The sequence below is a fragment of the Verrucomicrobiaceae bacterium genome, from assembly GCA_016713035.1.
Lineage (GTDB): Bacteria > Verrucomicrobiota > Verrucomicrobiia > Verrucomicrobiales > Verrucomicrobiaceae > Prosthecobacter.
Genome location: JADJPW010000001.1, coordinates 571,565 through 587,864 on the forward strand (window position 1 = coordinate 571,565; position 16,300 = coordinate 587,864).

Sequence of the window (16,300 nt, forward strand, 5' to 3'; positions counted from 1 at the left end):
CCACGACCAGCCGCTCTTCCATCCCAGTGAAAAGAAACTGCCCTGCCCTTCCGTTCACGCCATCACCTTTATGAAGTCCATTCTCCTGCTCCTCGCACTCACACTCACCGCGACGCTCCTACCGGCTGCGGATGCACCGCCCAACATCGTCATGGTCATCTCTGACGATCATCTATGGAGCGATTACGGCTTCATGGGGCATCCCACGGTGCAGACGCCACACCTGGACCGACTCGCCGCCGAGAGCCTGACCTTCAAGCGTGGCTACGTCACGAGCAGCCTTTGCTGCCCCAGCCTCGCCACCATCATCACTGGCCAGTATCCGCATCAGCACCTCGTCACTAGCAACGATCCGCCGCTGGTGCCCGGAGAGGGCAAGGGCAAAGCGAAGAAGAAAAAAGGCCCGCAAGCCGCCAATCCCGCCTTTGAGGCCGGACGGGAAAAAATGAGCCAATTCCTCGAAGCCGCAGGCACCCTGCCCTCCCAGCTCAAAGAAAAAGGCTACCTCAGCCTCCAGACAGGCAAATGGTGGCAAAAGCACTACTCACGCGGTGGCTTCACCCACGGCATGACCGAGGGCGGACGCCATGGAGACAAGGGACTCGACATCGGCCGCAAGACCATGCAGCCCATCTATGACTTCATCGGCGAGGCAAAGAAGCAGCAAAAGCCCTTCCTCGTCTGGTATGCGCCCATGATGCCGCATGATCCACACACGCCACCAGACCGCCTGCTCGCGAAATACAAAGACAAAGTCCCCAACCTCCACGTCGCTAAATACTACGCCATGGTCGAGTGGTTTGATGAAACCTGCGGCGAGCTCGTGAAGCACATCGACGACCAGGGCCTCAAAGAGAACACCATCATCGTCTATGTCACCGACAACGGCTGGATCACCAATCCACAGACAGGCCGCTACGCCGATAAATCCAAGCAAAGCCAATACGACGGCGGCCTGCGCACCCCCATCATGATCCGCTGGCCCAGCAAAGTGAAGCCCCGCATGCACGATGGCCTCGCTCAGAGCATCGACCTCGCCCCCACGCTGCTCAAAGCCGCCGGACTCGCTCCTACAGCTAAAATGCACGGCATCGACCTCCTCGATGACGCGGCGGTCACAGGTCGCCGCGCCATTTTCGGCGAGTGCTTCACGCACAACTACATCAGCATGGAAAACCCCGCCCAGAGCAGCCTACGCTGGCGCTGGATCATCGACGGCCATGACAAGCTGATCATCCCAAACATCGCCAACCAGCCCAAAGACATCCCCGAGCTCTACGACCTCAACGCCGATCCCACCGAGGAAAAAAACCTCGCTCAAGAGCAGCGTGATAAAGTACTGCGCCTCGCCGAAAAGCTCGACGCATGGTGGACGCCATAGTTTGTCAGGAGCAACCGAACTTGGCTGCTGTAAGGACGCGAAAGTAACCTCAAGGTTGTATCCACAGATTACGCAGATTTCACAGATGAAATCCCATCTGCGTAATCTGAGAAATCTGTGGATAAAAATTCAAGTCAGCCAGGAGCTTGGGTGCCACGGCACTCACTTCAGCCCCAGCACGTCCTGCATGCTGTAGAGGCCTGGTTTTTGCCCATCCAGCCACACAGCCGCACGCACGGCACCATTGGCAAAGGTATCGCGTGAGCTGGCTTTGTGCGTCAGCTCCACTCGCTCGCCTGTATTGGCAAAAATCACGGTGTGATCACCCACCACGTCCCCGCCACGGATGGCGTGCACGCCGATTTCCTTCGGTGTACGGGCTCCCACATCGCCGAATCGGCCATGGCGGCAGTCTTCATCATATTGCAGGCCACGCACATCCATCAGCACCTCCACCAGCGTCCGCGCGGTGCCACTGGGAGAGTCCTTTTTCATGCGGTGATGCATCTCCACCACTTCCAGGTCAAAATCCGGCCCCAGCAGCTCACAGGCCTTCCGCGTGAGCCAGAAGAGCGTGTTTACACCCACGCTGTAATTCGATGCGAAGACGATGGGCAGCTTTGCCGATGCCTCACGGATCGCTGCGAGCTGCGCATTCGTATGGCCCGTGGTGCCGATGACCAGGCGCTTATTCTGCCGCAGGCACTCGCCCAGCAGCTCATCACAAAAATGGTGGGAGGTGAAGTCGATCACCGTATCGCATTTCGCCAAGGCATCTGGCAACGAATCCCCGAGGTCGATCGCGGCATTCACAGGGACATTTTGAGAATCAGCCGCGCGGATCAGCGCCTGACCCATGCGGCCATTGCAGCCAGTGATGAGGAGTGTGGGCATAGTAGTAGAAGAATGAGGAGTGAAAAAACGATCAGGTCAAAGCACGCAAGTAATCGAAGGTGTAGAGCCCCGTATTATGCCCATCGCTGAAATCGAACTGAATGGCATAGCCACCGATCATGCGCCAATCACGCACCATGACGCCGGGGAAGTGCTTCTGATCCGTGCCACCGATCTGGCGACCCAGCAGATCACGCTCCCCCGTATTCTCTGCACTCGGGGAGGCCGCACGGAGGCTCTCCATCGGGATGAACTGCTCTGCGCCATCGCTCCAAGCGAGAGCGACTTCAGAGCCGATGAGTTCGATGCGTGTAGGTGCCAACATAAAAGAGGGGGCGGATAGGAAACCAGAATGCAGCATTGCGCAATGATCCCCTGCTCCCAGCAGCGCTAAATCATGCCGGGATGAACCAAAAAAGAGAGGGCACCGGGGTATCTCCCCCCGGTGCCCTCATTGGCGGACCAGCCCTCATAAGCCGGATTCTGTATCGCGGGGCCTCGCGGCACCGCGCTATGATCATTTATCTGTCAGACCGGTTGCCCGGCCCGCCCCGCCTCACGGCGACAGCGCGACTAGTACCCGGAGCTATCCATCCCTTGCGGGATTTACGGCCAGGCGGGCCATTTCTCCTGTTCTGTCTTGCACCGCATGAGGTTTGTCGTGCCCCCTTCCTCGCGGTCGGGGCGGTGGGCTCTTACCCGCCTTTTCACCCTTACCCCCACTTGCGCGGGAGGCGGTCTATTTTCTGTGACACTGTCTGTGAACGAGGCTTGCGCCGCGCCCCCCATGCTTGCGCATGGCATGCTGCCTTGTGGTGTCCGGACTTTCCTCTCGCCCCACATCTCGCGATGCAGGACCAGCGATCACTCCGGCTGATCCGCCACCAGACTAGGCCCCCAAGCGCATGCTGGCAACACCTCTTCCCCACTCCCCCGAATGTTTCCTCGGCATTCGGTCTTCGACATTCCGCCAGCATTCGGCATGGATGCGCCTCGTCTATCCTGGTCCGCCCCTACATGCCCTCCACTCCTACCTCATCTGCCTCCTATGCCCTGCTCGATAGCGGCGGCTTTCAGAAACTCGAGCGCTTCGGCCCCGTGGTGCTCTCACGCCCCTGTGCGCAGGCCGTCTGGCAGCCCACCCTGCCAAAGCATGAGTGGCAGCAGGCCACCGCCACCTTTTTCCGCGATGGCGGCAATCAATGGCGCGGGCGAGATCGCCTGCCGGAATCCTGGAGCATCGACGTCGATGGCAGCCGCTTTCAGCTCAGCAGCACCGACTTCGGCCACCTGGGCATCTTCCCAGAGCAGCGTGATCAGTGGCTACGCATCCGCGAGGTCTGCACCGCCTACTCCAAGAAGCACGCCCGCCCTGCCCGCGTGCTCAATCTCTTCGCCTACTCCGGTGGCAGCACCCTCGCCGCCGCACACGCAGGCGCAGAGGTCTGCCATGTCGATGCCTCCAAGGGCATGGTGGACTGGGCACGCCAAAACGCCGCGCTCAATGCCCTCCAGCAGCACCCCATCCGCTGGATCGTCGATGACGTGACCAAATTCCTCGAGCGGGAGCTGCGCCGCGAGCGCCGCTATGACCTCATCATCCTCGACCCGCCTAGTTACGGCCGTGGAGCCAAAGGAGAAGTCTTCAAAATCGAAAACGACCTCCCACCGCTGCTCGCCCTACTGGCCAAACTACTCTCCGAAGAGCCCCTCGGCGTCCTCCTCTCCTGCCACACCCCCGAGCTGACCCCCATCGCCCTCCATCACCTCCTGAAGCAGAGCTTCGCCCAAAAAAGCGGCCACCTCGACCACGGCGAAATGCAGCTCCGCGGCGCACCCCACGTCCTCCCCGTCCCCAGCGGCAGCTTTTGCTGGTGGACGGCCTAGACCCAATGCCGCTAAGCAAAAGGGTCGATGATGAGATCGTCGCTGGCTTGGAGAGAAGAGGTCGAGAGCAGGCGTGGCCATTTGCTCACGGGCTGTCGCACCTTGCGCTGGCAACTACGTCTTCGTCGCGCTGGCAACGCGGCTTGGGCGATTTGCTCTCGCACTCGGCGCACCAGCACTCCTTGTGCCGCCTCGTCCATGAGGCCCTGCGCTGCCTCCAGCACCAGTAGCAGCGCTACGGTGTGCTCCAAACAGTGGCTCATGCTGATGCGCAGCGCTCCTGCCTGCCGGACTTCTTCATCCTCACTGCTCTGTGCGCAGGCTAGTCGCTCCTCAGCCACCAGTGAGCTGGCGATGAGGAGCGCGGCGAGTTCTTGCTGTGCTGTCTCGGTGCGTTGTGCGCTGAGCAAATGCCCTCCGTGAAGCACGAGCTTGAGTTCTTTGTAAAAGACTTCCTGTTCCCAGCGCTTCGCATACAACGCCAACAACTCACGCGCACTGCCCTGCTGCACGCTCAGGCTCGTCCACAGCCGCACCTTCACCCACTCTCCAGCGGCGTTGCGCACTCGCCCCACGATCTCGCGCACTGGCAACTCGCTCTGGCGCATCGGCGGATGTTTGCGCGGGCGGCCCCGCGCTTTGTTCGCCTCGGGTGTCTGCTTCTCGTCAGCTTTGGACGGAGCTGTTGTTGACGAGTCTGCGCATGGGCTCTCACGCTCGCGCAGACTCACCACCACCTCCGCACTGCCATCGGCATGCACGCTTTGCACTCGCACGGAGAGCTTTTGCCGCACTCGGACCAAAAGTGACTCTGCGTGCGCTGCGAATGTTTTTGCAGTTCTTTGAGCATCGGAGCCTGCCCGTAATAGCGGTCGGCGATGAGCAGGCTGCGAGCTGGTAGCGCGGCGAGCAGCGGATCGGCCAGCGATTTCTCATTGAGCGCACCCAGTGACATCGATACGGCCAGCGGTGCATGGGTGCCGAGCTCGACCAGCGTGCTCATGGAGAGCTTGGCAAAGGCTGCCTGCGCACGACGACTGCGGCTTTTGGGCACTTGGGCGTTGATCTGCACGGTGTTAAGCAGGTTCCACTGCCCACCGTCGATGCCGACCAAGCGCAGCCCGGCGAAAAACACGCTGGATGCCGCTGCTCACAGGCTAGCGGCACCAGGGAGTGGCGCATGCAGGCATCGAAAGCTTGGGTGGATATCTTCAAACGACGCTGGCTTAGCGCCGCGGAGCCTGATGCGCACAGCAAAATAACGACCGATGATCTGCTGTAGGCTGCCGCAAGCGTGCAGACTTTGGGCGACCATGCCGGCGATGAGTTGCCAACCGAGAAGTTTGCGTCGCGGCCCTTGGTGCGTTGGCTCTGCCCGCAGTTCCTCGGGCAACTGCTCGACGCCGAGTTTTTGCGGATGCGTGCAGAGAGATGATGTTCGTATCGCGGTGGGCTGGATGGCTTTACCATCTACCGCTAGTTGACTCAGCTACTCAGTTATACAGCACTCTTTTCGCCCCTCTTCGCTTTTTTTGCTTAGCGGCATTGTGGCTAGACCGGTTCTCAAAAAGAATGTCATAAACGCGTCTTTGGGCGGCACTGGGACTGAAGGATGGATGGCTGGTCGAACAAAGAGCGTAGGGACTCGATGATACGGTCCTGAAGTTGCTCGGAAGTCTTGGCGATCCAGCCGTTGAACCAGTCGGCCTTCATGCGCAGCCACAAGCGTTCGATGGCGTTGAGATCGGGCGAGCGTGGTGGCAGATACTCGGGCTCAAAGTGGTGCCAGTTAAGACTCTTGGTCTTGTGCCATGAGGCGTTGTCGAGCACCAGGATGGCGCGGCGTCCTGCCACGTGCGGATTCTCCTCAGCTAGAGTGTCAAGGAACACCTGAAAAGTGACGCTGTCGCACAGGTTGAAGAGCAGTGCGCCGAGACGTCCATCTTTGGGCCGCACTGCGCCAAACACATTGTAGCGGATGTGCTCGCCGAGATAAGGTGAGTGGCGCACCTTGCCGATCTTGGTCCAGGTACGGCGCGGGCGCGGATCGCCTTCAAAGCCGCTTTCGTCGCTGAACCACAAGTCGACGCTCGGATCGGCCACCCAGCGCTGGAGCTTTTGGCAGAAGGCTTGGCGCTTGTCCTCATCCTGATTGAGCGGCCAAGGGCGCGGAACTTTGAGGCGGTAATCGTGCTCGTGGAGATAGCGCACGGTGGTGCTGTAGCCGAGTTGCGTTTGCAGGTTCTGCTTGATCCAGCCGTGCAATTTCACAGCGGTCCAGTGGCTTTGTCCGGCCAGTGAGGGATCTTCGATGAGAGGTAGGATTTTATCGCTCACCTGTTCCTTGGGCAGGATGCGGCGACGCCCGCTGCTACGCCCGGGAATGAGACCATCAAGGCCGGCGAGATTGAAGGCTTGGATGAAGCGCAAAACCTGCCGCAGGCTGAAGCCTGAGAGGTCAGCGACTTGCTCGCGGCTCTTGCCTTCATAAAGCCAGCGCAGCGCTTGAAGCCGACGAAAGCCCTTCTTCGTGGGTGAGCAATCCATCGCCACGCAGACCTCTTCCAAGGTCGCGTTTTCGAGATTGAGTGTGATGCACGGGCGGGCCACCGCCGCCTATTAATTACCGAAATTCTAAAAAATACAGTCTCAATATGACATTCTTTTTGAGGACCGGTCTACAACAGCCGGGCCGACTGCGAGAACAGGATCAAGGAGCTCAAGCAAGACTTCGGCCTCGACGCGTTCTGCCTGCAGGACTTTTTGGGCCACGGAGGCCTCGTTCCGCTTCATCATGGTAGCATACAATCTGATGAGTCTGTTCCGGCATTTTGGACTCAACAGTCACAATCAAGCCACCTTGGCGACGCTGCGATCCTATTGCTTTGCAATAGGCGGTTGGGTCAGACAACACGCTCGAAAGCGAGTGCTCAAGCTCTCACTGCCTGGCAAAAAACGTCCCTGGATGGACGCTATCTTCCGCCAAATCGAGGCTCGCCCACCACCGTTCGCTTACTCAATTGCATAATCCGGGTTGAAAAGCACCCCCTATCCAGAGGTAACCTATCGTGAAACTAAAAAAATCGGACAGCAGTTTCCTGCCGCCCGATAATTGGAGTGATTGGTGTTAACGATGATTATTTGATGTGCTTATTCACCAGCTTGGTCATCTCAAACATCGTCACAGTAGCTTTGCCATTGAACACAGCCTTGAGTTTGGCGTCCGCGTTGATATTGCGCTTGTTCTTCTGGTCCTGGAGACCGTTCTTCTTGATGTAGTCCCAGATTTTCTTGGTCAGGGGACCGCGTGCAAGAGGAGCGGAGCCGACAACAGCGGCCAGCACATCATCGGGCTGGACCGGCTTCATCAGCGCGGGGTTCACTTTACGTTTTGCTTTGGGTTTAGCGGCTTTGGCGGCCGGCTTCTTAGAGGTGGATTTGGTGGCCATGGACGCGATTCTGGCAGCGAAACGCTCTTTGTGTCAATACAAGATTATAAGGCGGTTAAAAATCACGGAGAACTTTCTTATTTTTTGGATTTTGCCCTCAAAAAACCTTCAGGGCTTGGTCATTTTTTAAAGGAGTCATTTCTGAGATCAAAAAGTTTTTATCTTGAATTTTGCCTCCATTACCTTTCAGCGCGGTAATATTTTGACAACTTAGCGAATACACAGCCATCCCATAGGGTGGTCGTGCAGAAGGGTGTGAAGTATGCTGACTGAGAGCGATCAGCGGTTTGATTTGGAGTGCGATGTCAAAACCAAAACACACACATGCCACCCATGCCACCCAGCCACCACATCAACGTTCTCGGCCAGATACTCAAGCTCATACCGCGCAGTATCATCAGCACCGCCGCCAGGGAGACCGGCGTGGATGCCAAGGCGCGAACCTTCAGTGCCCTGAGCCTCCTCGGCACGATGATCTTCGCCCAGCTCGTCCACGCTCTGAGCCGCAACGACATCTGCGACTGGTTGCGGCTCAAGACCCGCGCCATCGCCGCCTTCGGCCTCACCCCGCCCTCGCGCAACAACCTCTCCTACGCCAACAAGGAGCGCGACGCACTCTTCACCGAGCTGGTCTTCTGGCGCACGCTGGAACATCTGCACCATTGCGATGCGAGCTTTGGCTCCCAGCGGCCAGGCGGCGGTTCACGCGCTCCGCTTCACCGTTTCAAAGTGAGGATACATGCCGTCGATTCCACCGTGATGGAGCTGGTGGCCAACTGCATGGGTTGGGCCAGACACCGCCGCAGCAAGGCCGCCGCCAAGATGCACCTGAGCTTGAGCTTGAGCTTTGAACAGCTTCCTGCTCACCTTCGCCATCGTGGGCAGCGCCGGCGAGCACGACAACAAGCGCGCCCGCGAGCTATGCGCTGGTCTGTTGGAGGGCGAGGTGGTCGTCTTTGACAAGGCTTACGTGGATTTCGCCCACCTGCATGATCTCGATTTGCGCGGCGTGCAGTGGGTCACCCGCGCCAAGGACAACTTTTACTACCGCGTCCTGCGCAACCTGCCAGTGATCAATGGCTGCGGCATTGTGAAGGATCAGATCGTCAAGCTCACCGCGACAAAGTGGAAGCCGTTCTCCGGATTGAGCGTGCGGCGGGTCGAGGCCTGGGTGGAGGTAGAGGGTGAGAAGCGCCTGATGGTCTTCATCAGCAACAACAACACCAACTGGAGTCCTCGCAGCGTCTGCGACTTGACTCAGTCGCCGCCTCACGGCTCCTGCGGGCTGCTCGTTCCTCGCCGTCTATCTCGCAGCCCGCCGGGCTGCTCGGTTCTACCGCGCCCGCTGGGACATCAAGGTGTTCTTCAAGCAGGTGAAGCAGACGCTCAAGCTCGGCGACTTTTTGGGTCACAACGCCAACGCGATTCGCTGGCAGGTGTGGACGGCGCTGCTGGTGTATGTGCTGCTGCGCTTCGCCGCGCACATGAGCCTGTGGGGCCACAGCTTCACGCGGCTCTTCGTGGTGTAGAGCGCGGCGATGTGGGAACGGCTCGATCTGCTTGGCGTTTTACAAAGCTATGGGACAGCAGGTGGCAGTTTCAAGATGCTCGGCAGCCCGCATACCTCGTGGTTGCCAGGGTTTGAGCCTGCAGGCACACGATCTCATGGGACAGCACCCGCGTGATTTGCCTGCACAGCCGCGCTTCAGGCCATAAAAACTTACTCGCCCTGCTCCGCTTCTAAACCACCCTCCCTTCGTAAACCACCAGCTTGCCCATCATTTTCCGAAGGCTATGGGGTGGCTGTGTGGTGAATTTTATAATCTGAGGCCGATGAAGCTCATAGCTGGAAAATTCACTGTGAGATGTCCCCCAATCTGCGGCCAGGGGCGAGCGGAGTTAAGTTTTGACCTTCACAGCTTTTAGTAGGACGGGGTTCGTTCTGAACAACTTGCTATGAATTAGTACTAAGCCTTATTTTTAGGCTTAGCACTGAATTTATTAGCGCTGGCTAAACGAATGCTAACCCACCGCAACCTTTCCCTCAACCTTCACGGTGTTCCCAGTTGCTTGAGGGGGCTCCGATGGCGGCTTGTGGCTTAGTAGTTGAGGGCTTTGAGCTCGGGGAGGGTGAATTGGCCGTCTTTGCGGATGAGCTGGCCGTCGAAGCGGATTTCGCCGCCGCCGTATTCGGGGCGCTGGATGTTGACGAGGTCCCAGTGGACTTGGCTGCGGTTGCCGTTGTCGGCGACGCCTTCATAGGCCTGCCCTGGGGTGAAGTGGAAGCTGCCGGCGATTTTTTCGTCGAAAAGGATGTCGCGCATGGGCTCTTTGATCTCGCGGTTAAAGCCGATGGCGAATTCGCCGATGTAGCGGGCACCTTTGTCGCTATCGAGGATCTTATTGATCGCGGCGGTGTTGTTGGCGGTGGCTTTGACGATCTTGCCTTTGCTGAACTCGAGCTTCACGCTGTCAAAGGCGATGCCTTGGTAAATGGAGGGTGCGTTGTAGCTGATGACGCCCTCCACGCTGTCTTTCACGGGTGCGGAGAAGCACTCGCCATCGGGGATGTTGTGCCCACCGCCGCAGGGGATGGATTTGAGGCCTTTGAGGCTGAATTTGAGATCGGTGCCGGGGCCGGTGATGTGGACTTGGCTGGTTTTGTCCATGAGCTTTTGCAGGGACTTCATGGCGGGCTCCAGCGCGGCGTAATCGAGCAGGCAGACGCGGAAGAAGAAGTCCTCAAAGGCCTGGGTGCTCATGCCGGCCTGCTGCGCCATGCTGCTGGTGGGCCAGCGCAGGACGACCCAGCGGGTCTTGCCGACGCGCTGATTCTGCACGGGACGCATTTTCTTCATGACCATCTGCATTTTGTCCGCAGGGACATCGCTGGACTCGGTGATGTTATGACTTCCACGCACGGCGATGTAGCACTGCGTTTTCTTCATCAAGGCGAGGGTGTTTTGTGCGATGAGGTCGTATTGACCGGCATCGGCATGGATCATCTGCTCGCGGGTGATGAGGGCGTCGTTGAGGCGGACCATGGGCTTGCCACCTGCGGCGACGACTTCGCGGATGAGGGACTGGCCGACGTAGCTCGGTACATCAAAGAGGTCGATCCAGACGAAATCGCCTTTTTTTACTTTGGTGGAATAACGGACAAGCTGGCGGGAGAGGGCGTCGATACGTGGGTCGTGCATAGATGCGGCTACAGTGGCAAGCAGGCACGGTGCGGAAAGGTTTTTTTCGCATGGGAATCATCTCCCCTACCCTGTTCTGGCCTGCTGTGGTGAGTCGTGGTTCCGGCAGCACTTTCGCACTGGCGCGGTGCTTTTCTCTGCGCCAGCATCCGCGTCATGTTCTGGCGGCTCCTTTCGGCACTGGCGATTCTGTTCTGGGCGGTGATGGCCGCTCTGCTGGTGCGTGACACGTATTTCCCCCATGAGTCCACGCTCTCCGAGGTGCCGCCGCGCTATGTCTTTGACCTCTTTTTGAAGCAGGCCAGCCAGCAGGCCGTGACGCTGCACCTGCACCACCGGGGTGAAAAAATCGGACACGCCAGCATGAGCATCACGGGCCAGAAATCCAGCCCGATCAGCGCACCCGAGGGCTACGAGCTCATGGCCCGTGGGCTCATCGAGCGGCTCCAGGAGAACGCCGCCCGCATGGACATCACCTGGGAGATCAGTGGCCGCATCGACACGCAGGGTGAGTGGAGCCGCGCGGAGTTCCTCTCCTCGATGCAGCGTGAGAAGGTGCAGGCCCGTGTGTTTTGGGAGAAGGGCCAAAAACTCCCCGCCGTCTCTGTCACGCAAGATGGCCGCAGCCTCATTGATCCATCCCAGCTCGGCATCCTCACGGCTCTGAGTGGCGGCATGATCGGTAAAAGCGGCGGACTCGGTGCCTTAGCGGGTGTGCTCGGCCCATTGGCAGGCATGCCAGCAGCCGATACGAGCACCACCGCAGGCGAAAACACACCCGCTACTGCCAGCGAGACGCTTTTCACGGCCCACGAGGCCACCGTCGAGATGGCGGGGCGTGAGCGGAAATGCTTCATCGTCACCATGCCACTCGTGGCTGGCCAGAGTGCCCGCTTGCTCTTTGCTGAGACTGGGGAGCTCGCTCGCATCGAGCTGCCTCAAGAGACGTCCTGCTCGAGCCCATGATTCATGGCATGTTTCAGCCGTGAACGGCTCCGATGCCGAAAATAGCGAACGGCGAACCTCGAACAACTACCTCACTTCGTCTCCCGCACTTTCACGTTCTTCCAGCGCACGGTGTAGGGGCCATCGCCTTTTTTGATGCCGTGGACTTGGAAGCCGATGAAGCCTTCGGGGTCGCCGGGTTGGGTGAAATCGGCGGTGGGGACGTCATTGACCCAGCTCTGGTAGTGATCGCCCTTCACGGCGATGCGGTAGTGATTCCACTCACCTTTTTTGAAGGCGGCTTTGGCAGCATCCGAGCGCACGGCTTCTGTTTTGGTCAAAATGCTCCACCAGGTGCCGCGGCGGGCTTCATCATAAAAATCACCCGCTGTGCCATTCACTGCGATCTCGCACTGCGGGCCATAGAGTCGGCCTGCGGGCAGTGGTTTGCTATTTTTGCTGCCTTCTGGCGCGGGATCACCCTCTTTGGCCAAATGGCTGCGGACCTGCACACCGGAGTTCAGCGCATCATCGACCTTCACATCGAATTCGAGCTCGAAATCCTTATACGGCCCGACCATGAGGAAGGAGTTCGGGCTGCCATCCGTGGTGGTGCCCACCAACACGCCGTCTTCCACTTTATACGAGGCAGTGCCGCTCACGACCTGACCGCCAGAGAGTGTGCCATCCGCGAAGAGCGCCTTCCAGCCATCCTTCCCCTCCTCTGCCAATGCGGATACATAAAACAGACCTGCGGACAGGACGATGGCGGGAAAAAGGGTGCTGCAATTCATCATAGGGCTGCGAGGAACGCCGACATTATCACCAAACTATCATCCGAAGCGTCAAAGACCTCATCGCGTGCTCCATGGATCTGCCGCGTGCTCTTTTGTCTTGCCAATAAAGGCCCCTCTCCCTAGCCTCGCTCCCTCTTTATGAAATCACCCGCCGCGAAAAAGCTCTTTGTCATGATGATCTTGGAATTCTTCATCTGGGGGGCATGGCTGCCGCTGATTTGGGGTTACATGGGCAAAGATGGACTCAATTTCACGGACACACAGGTCGCGTGGGTAGGCAGTGCTTTCGCGATCGCCTCGATCGTGGGCATCTTTTTCAGCAATCAGTTCGCAGACCGGAATTTCTCGGCAGAGAAGTTCATGGCCTTCAGCCACTTCATCGGCGGGCTTTCGATCCTGGGGATGTATTGGGTGCGTGACTTCCCCACCTTCTTTGCGCTGATGCTGGTGCACTCGCTCTTTTATGTGCCCACCATCTCGGTGGCGAATACCCTGGCCTTCACCCATCTGCAAAATGCGCAGAAGGAATACGGACTCGTGCGCATGGGCGGCACCATCGGCTGGATTCTCGCGGCATGGCCCCTCTACTTCATCCTTCAGGGCAAGTCGGGCGTGGATGCCGTCGCGGCCAGTCGGAATATTTTCCTCGTCTCGGGCGTGTCCTCGCTGGTGCTCGCTTTCTTTAGCCTGGGGCTGCCACACACACCGCCAAAGCCTGCGGCAGAAGGCAGTGGCCGCTTTGCCTGGCTGAGTGCGGCTAGCTACTTGGGCAAGCCCTTCTTGCTCGTGCTGTTCATCGTCACCTTCATCGACTCCACCATTCATAATGGCTACTTCCTCATGGCAGGTGGCTTCCTCGGTAGCAGCGTGGTCGGTATCAAGCCGGAGTGGATCATGCCGGTGATGAGCATCGGCCAGATCGCCGAGATTCTGACCATGGCCGTGCTAGGTGGTGTGCTGGCACGCCTGGGCTGGAAGACGACGATGACGCTCGGTATCCTGGGCCATGCGGCACGCTTCGCCATCTTTGCCTTCATGCCGCAGAATCAGCTCATGATCATCGCCGTGCAGGTGCTGCATGGCATTTGCTATGCGTTCTTCTTTGCCACGCTGTACATTTTCATCGACGCGGCCTTCCCGAAAGACGTGCGCACCAGTGCCCAGGGGCTCTTTAATCTGCTGGTGCTCGGTGTCGGCGATTTCGCGGCGAAGTGGTTCTTCATCCCGCTTCAGGCAAAGCTCACTGCCGCTGACGGCAGCGTGAACTACCGCGAGCTCTTCCTGTGGCCTACCGGACTTGCGCTAGCGGCCTCGGTGCTGCTCGCCATTGCCTTCTGGCCGCCGAAGGAGCTGTCCTCCAATGTGGATGTGAAGCACTAAGTCGTATCTATTGGCCCCAAACTCCGATGCAGCTCGCTCTCGGCACCGTGCAGCTCGGCATGCCGTATGGCATCGCCAATACAGCGGGCATGCCTGATGAGTCCGCCGCGGCAGACATCCTACGTGCGGCCTGTGAGAGCGGCATGCGCTGGCTCGATACCGCCGCTGCGTATGGCCAAAGCGAGTCCGTGATCGGAAAACTGCTCCCCCAGGCCTGGAGCGGCCCTGCACCGTGCATCGCGACAAAATTCGTGCTGGATGAAAAAATCACTCCGCAGACGCAATTAGCCTCCGCGCTCGAAAAACTGCGTCGCGACCAGGTGGAGGCCGTTTTGCTGCATCAAGAGAAAGACATTGATCATCCGCGCTTTGCTGACTTCGCGGCGCTAACCGCCACAGATGGCGTGCAAAGCGTCGGCATCTCCTGCTACACACCGCAGATCGCCCTTCGCGGCATCCAGGCCGGTATGCGCTGCCTACAGATCCAGAGTAACCTCTTTGACAACACGCATGCAGACGCAGGCGTGCTGCGACTCGCCCGCGAGCGCGGCGTGACGGTGTTTGTGCGCTCCATTTTCCTCCAAGGCCTGTTTTTTCTGCCACCGGACCATGAGCGCTCCCAGCGCATCCCTGGGGCCGAGATGGCGCTGCGTGCGCTGCATGATTTTTGCCACCGACATGCCATCACGCCAGCCACGCTCGCCCTGGCCTATGGAGCCACGCTTGATGAGGCGATCATCCTCCTCGGTGCAGAAAACGCCGCCCAGGCACGCTCCAGCGCCGCTCTCGCCCATGAGGCAGAGTCCCACCGCGAGCTAGCCCTGCGCTGGCTGCGTGAGCGTCCCAGCATCCCCGACTCCGTCATCCAGCCCGCTTTTTGGCCAAAGCTGTGATGTGCTCGACGTATCGAGCCTTGACCATGGATGCATTTCCCCCGTAGTTTTGCGGCATCATGCCTCGCCGTGTTGTCACCTTTCTTTTTGCCTGCGCCATCGCTTTGATGGTTCTAGCGCTTGGGTGGCTGTTTCGAGAGATGCTGGGCTCCAGCGATTTGCCTACTCCCGCCGTCACAGAGGCCCGGTCGGCACCGAAAAAAGCCGCGCGTGCCTCCACTCCGCCGCCGAGTGGCGCTTTGAATACGGACCGACTCCAAACTGTCACGGCAGCTCCCGTCGATCCGGCTAAGGATCTCGCCCAGGCACTCGCACATCCGCATGCGGTGCCGGGTGAGGCTTTGCTGACTTTTCGCAATCAAGCAGCGCTCGCGGCCTTTCGTGCCCGTGCGGCGGCTCAGGGGCTGGAGATCATCGGGATCGATCCCACCTTGCTCACGGCTCGGGTGCGCTACCGCGACCTCGCGGGGCTCCTGGCCGATGTACGCGATCACGCAGAAGAGCTCGCTCACGCTGGGCCGAATTGGGTCACACGCATCCCCGGCTTACCCGCTGCACAGCCGCAAAAAGACGGCTCCAATGCCGGTGGCGACACGAAATTCCTCTCCCAGGGGCTCGATCTCATCGGCGCAGCGGCGAATCGCAGCGGCTGGGGCAAAGGCATCACCGTCGCCGTGCTCGATAGCGGCATCACAGATCATCCCGCGCTCAATGGAGCGGTGAAAAGCCACATCGACCTCGTCGGTGATGGTTCTGCCCCGCACGGGCATGGCACAGCGATGGCCTCACTCATCGCCGGACGTGATGGCACCGCCGCAGGCGTATCTCCCGCCGCTGATTTGATCGACATCCGTGTCACAGACGCCAAAGGCAGCAGCAACACCGCCCTGCTCTCCAGCGGCATCGTCCGCGCCGTGCAAGATGGAGCCAAAGTCATCAATATCAGCCTCGGGTCCTCCCAGAGCAGCCCTGTGCTGGAAAACGCCGTGCAATACGCCCTTTCTCAGGGCGTGGTCGTCATCGCCGCCGCAGGCAATGAGCAGCAAAACATGCTCTCCTACCCCGCAGGTATCCCCGGCGTCATCAGCGTCGCTGCGGTGGATGCCGCAGGACGGCAGGCCTGGTTCTCAAACTCCGGTCAGGGGCTCAGCGTGGCCGCACCGGGTGTCGGCATCATCTCAGCCTACACGGATCAGCGCATCGTCATCGGCAGTGGCACCTCCCAGTCCGCCGCATTGACCAGCGGAGCAGTGGCCTACCTCCTAGGGCGTGGATACCAGGCGCAGAACATCTCCCAGATCATCACCCGCAATGCACGCCCCACCGGAGCACCCGCCACCGCCGTCGGCGCAGGCATCCTGCACCTCCCGTGATGACATCCCGGCGAAGGAAGGCTGCAAAAGTGGCGTTTCTCCCTTTGCCGCACCAGATGGCCGTGGCATACACCGCACGCCATCTGCCTGAGGCACCTTGC

The 16,300-nt window shown here is 59.4% G+C and carries 17 protein-coding genes and 1 other RNA gene; 9 read left to right on the forward strand and 9 right to left on the reverse strand.

The features are described from left to right. Nucleotides 1-70: 70 nt before the first annotated feature. Nucleotides 71-1,381 (forward strand): sulfatase-like hydrolase/transferase, encoded by a 1,311-nt coding sequence (locus IPK32_02365; GenBank protein MBK8090859.1) that lies wholly within the window; start codon nucleotides 71-73, stop codon nucleotides 1,379-1,381. A 162-nt stretch (nucleotides 1,382-1,543) separates the two neighbouring features. Here the strand turns inward: IPK32_02365 and IPK32_02370 are convergent, their stop codons facing one another. From IPK32_02370 to rnpB, 3 genes are all read right to left on the reverse strand, one after another. Continuing rightward, nucleotides 1,544-2,275: a 4-hydroxy-tetrahydrodipicolinate reductase gene (locus IPK32_02370; protein ID MBK8090860.1), complete on the reverse strand. Its 732-nt coding sequence runs from the start codon at nucleotides 2,273-2,275 to the stop codon at nucleotides 1,544-1,546. A gap of 31 nt (nucleotides 2,276-2,306) precedes the next feature. After that, on the reverse strand, nucleotides 2,307-2,600 hold the full coding sequence (locus IPK32_02375) for a DUF971 domain-containing protein (protein ID MBK8090861.1): 294 nt from the start codon (nucleotides 2,598-2,600) through the stop codon (nucleotides 2,307-2,309). Between the two features lie 129 nt (nucleotides 2,601-2,729). Further along, nucleotides 2,730-3,156, reverse strand: an RNA gene (gene rnpB / locus IPK32_02380) — RNase P RNA component class A. 136 nt (nucleotides 3,157-3,292) lie between these two features. On the opposite strand from rnpB, the gene IPK32_02385 reads away from it, so the two are divergent. Then, nucleotides 3,293-4,162 carry a class I SAM-dependent methyltransferase gene (locus tag IPK32_02385; protein ID MBK8090862.1) on the forward strand — a complete coding sequence of 290 codons (870 nt, stop codon included), beginning with the start codon at nucleotides 3,293-3,295 and terminating at the stop codon, nucleotides 4,160-4,162. 11 nt (nucleotides 4,163-4,173) lie between these two features. Here IPK32_02385 and IPK32_02390 read toward each other — a convergent pair whose 3' ends face one another. The 3 genes from IPK32_02390 to IPK32_02400 all read right to left on the reverse strand — a co-directional run bounded on the left by IPK32_02390 (nucleotide 4,174) and on the right by IPK32_02400 (nucleotide 6,772). Continuing rightward, entirely contained in the window at nucleotides 4,174-4,956 is a 783-nt protein-coding gene (locus tag IPK32_02390; GenBank protein ID MBK8090863.1) for a hypothetical protein, read from the reverse strand. Continuing rightward, nucleotides 4,890-5,297 carry a hypothetical protein gene (locus IPK32_02395; protein ID MBK8090864.1) on the reverse strand — a complete coding sequence of 136 codons (408 nt, stop codon included), beginning with the start codon at nucleotides 5,295-5,297 and terminating at the stop codon, nucleotides 4,890-4,892. The genes IPK32_02390 and IPK32_02395 overlap by 67 nt, the downstream gene beginning before the upstream one ends. A 440-nt stretch (nucleotides 5,298-5,737) precedes the next feature. Next, the gene (locus tag IPK32_02400; GenBank protein MBK8090865.1) at nucleotides 5,738-6,772 is read right to left on the reverse strand and encodes an IS630 family transposase; all 1,035 of its coding nucleotides are present in this window, start codon (nucleotides 6,770-6,772) and stop codon (nucleotides 5,738-5,740) included. 31 nt (nucleotides 6,773-6,803) lie between these two features. Between IPK32_02400 and IPK32_02405 the strand changes: the two genes are divergently transcribed. After that, a complete protein-coding gene (locus tag IPK32_02405; protein MBK8090866.1) occupies nucleotides 6,804-7,190 on the forward strand; it encodes a transposase in 387 nt (128 codons plus the stop codon). 109 nt (nucleotides 7,191-7,299) lie between these two features. Here IPK32_02405 and IPK32_02410 read toward each other — a convergent pair whose 3' ends face one another. Beyond that, the gene (locus tag IPK32_02410) at nucleotides 7,300-7,611 is read right to left on the reverse strand and encodes an SWIB/MDM2 domain-containing protein (protein MBK8090867.1); all 312 of its coding nucleotides are present in this window, start codon (nucleotides 7,609-7,611) and stop codon (nucleotides 7,300-7,302) included. Between the two features lie 333 nt (nucleotides 7,612-7,944). Here IPK32_02410 and IPK32_02415 point away from each other — a divergent pair, with 333 nt between their 5' ends. Next, complete coding sequence (locus IPK32_02415; protein ID MBK8090868.1) at nucleotides 7,945-8,571, forward strand: DUF4372 domain-containing protein; 627 nt, start codon at nucleotides 7,945-7,947, stop codon at nucleotides 8,569-8,571. Continuing rightward, nucleotides 8,459-9,256, forward strand: a complete 798-nt coding sequence (locus IPK32_02420; protein MBK8090869.1) for a transposase — start codon at nucleotides 8,459-8,461, stop codon at nucleotides 9,254-9,256. Before IPK32_02415 ends, IPK32_02420 begins: the two co-directional genes overlap by 113 nt. A gap of 454 nt (nucleotides 9,257-9,710) precedes the next feature. Here IPK32_02420 and IPK32_02425 read toward each other — a convergent pair whose 3' ends face one another. Then, entirely contained in the window at nucleotides 9,711-10,811 is a 1,101-nt protein-coding gene (locus tag IPK32_02425) for an aminopeptidase (GenBank protein MBK8090870.1), read from the reverse strand. A 96-nt stretch (nucleotides 10,812-10,907) separates the two neighbouring features. On the opposite strand from IPK32_02425, the gene IPK32_02430 reads away from it, so the two are divergent. Beyond that, nucleotides 10,908-11,777 (forward strand): hypothetical protein, encoded by an 870-nt coding sequence (locus IPK32_02430; protein ID MBK8090871.1) that lies wholly within the window; start codon nucleotides 10,908-10,910, stop codon nucleotides 11,775-11,777. Between the two features lie 71 nt (nucleotides 11,778-11,848). Here IPK32_02430 and IPK32_02435 read toward each other — a convergent pair whose 3' ends face one another. After that, a complete protein-coding gene (locus IPK32_02435) occupies nucleotides 11,849-12,553 on the reverse strand; it encodes a DUF1080 domain-containing protein (protein ID MBK8090872.1) in 705 nt (234 codons plus the stop codon). A 138-nt stretch (nucleotides 12,554-12,691) separates the two neighbouring features. Between IPK32_02435 and IPK32_02440 the strand changes: the two genes are divergently transcribed. From IPK32_02440 to IPK32_02450, 3 genes are read left to right on the forward strand one after another with little or no spacing between them, the layout of a single operon-like run. Then, complete coding sequence (locus IPK32_02440; GenBank protein MBK8090873.1) at nucleotides 12,692-13,933, forward strand: nucleoside permease; 1,242 nt, start codon at nucleotides 12,692-12,694, stop codon at nucleotides 13,931-13,933. A gap of 26 nt (nucleotides 13,934-13,959) precedes the next feature. Further along, nucleotides 13,960-14,826, forward strand: a complete 867-nt coding sequence (locus IPK32_02445) for an aldo/keto reductase (GenBank protein MBK8090874.1) — start codon at nucleotides 13,960-13,962, stop codon at nucleotides 14,824-14,826. A gap of 59 nt (nucleotides 14,827-14,885) precedes the next feature. Then, the gene (locus tag IPK32_02450; protein MBK8090875.1) at nucleotides 14,886-16,199 is read left to right on the forward strand and encodes a S8 family serine peptidase; all 1,314 of its coding nucleotides are present in this window, start codon (nucleotides 14,886-14,888) and stop codon (nucleotides 16,197-16,199) included. Nucleotides 16,200-16,300: the final 101 nt, after the last annotated feature.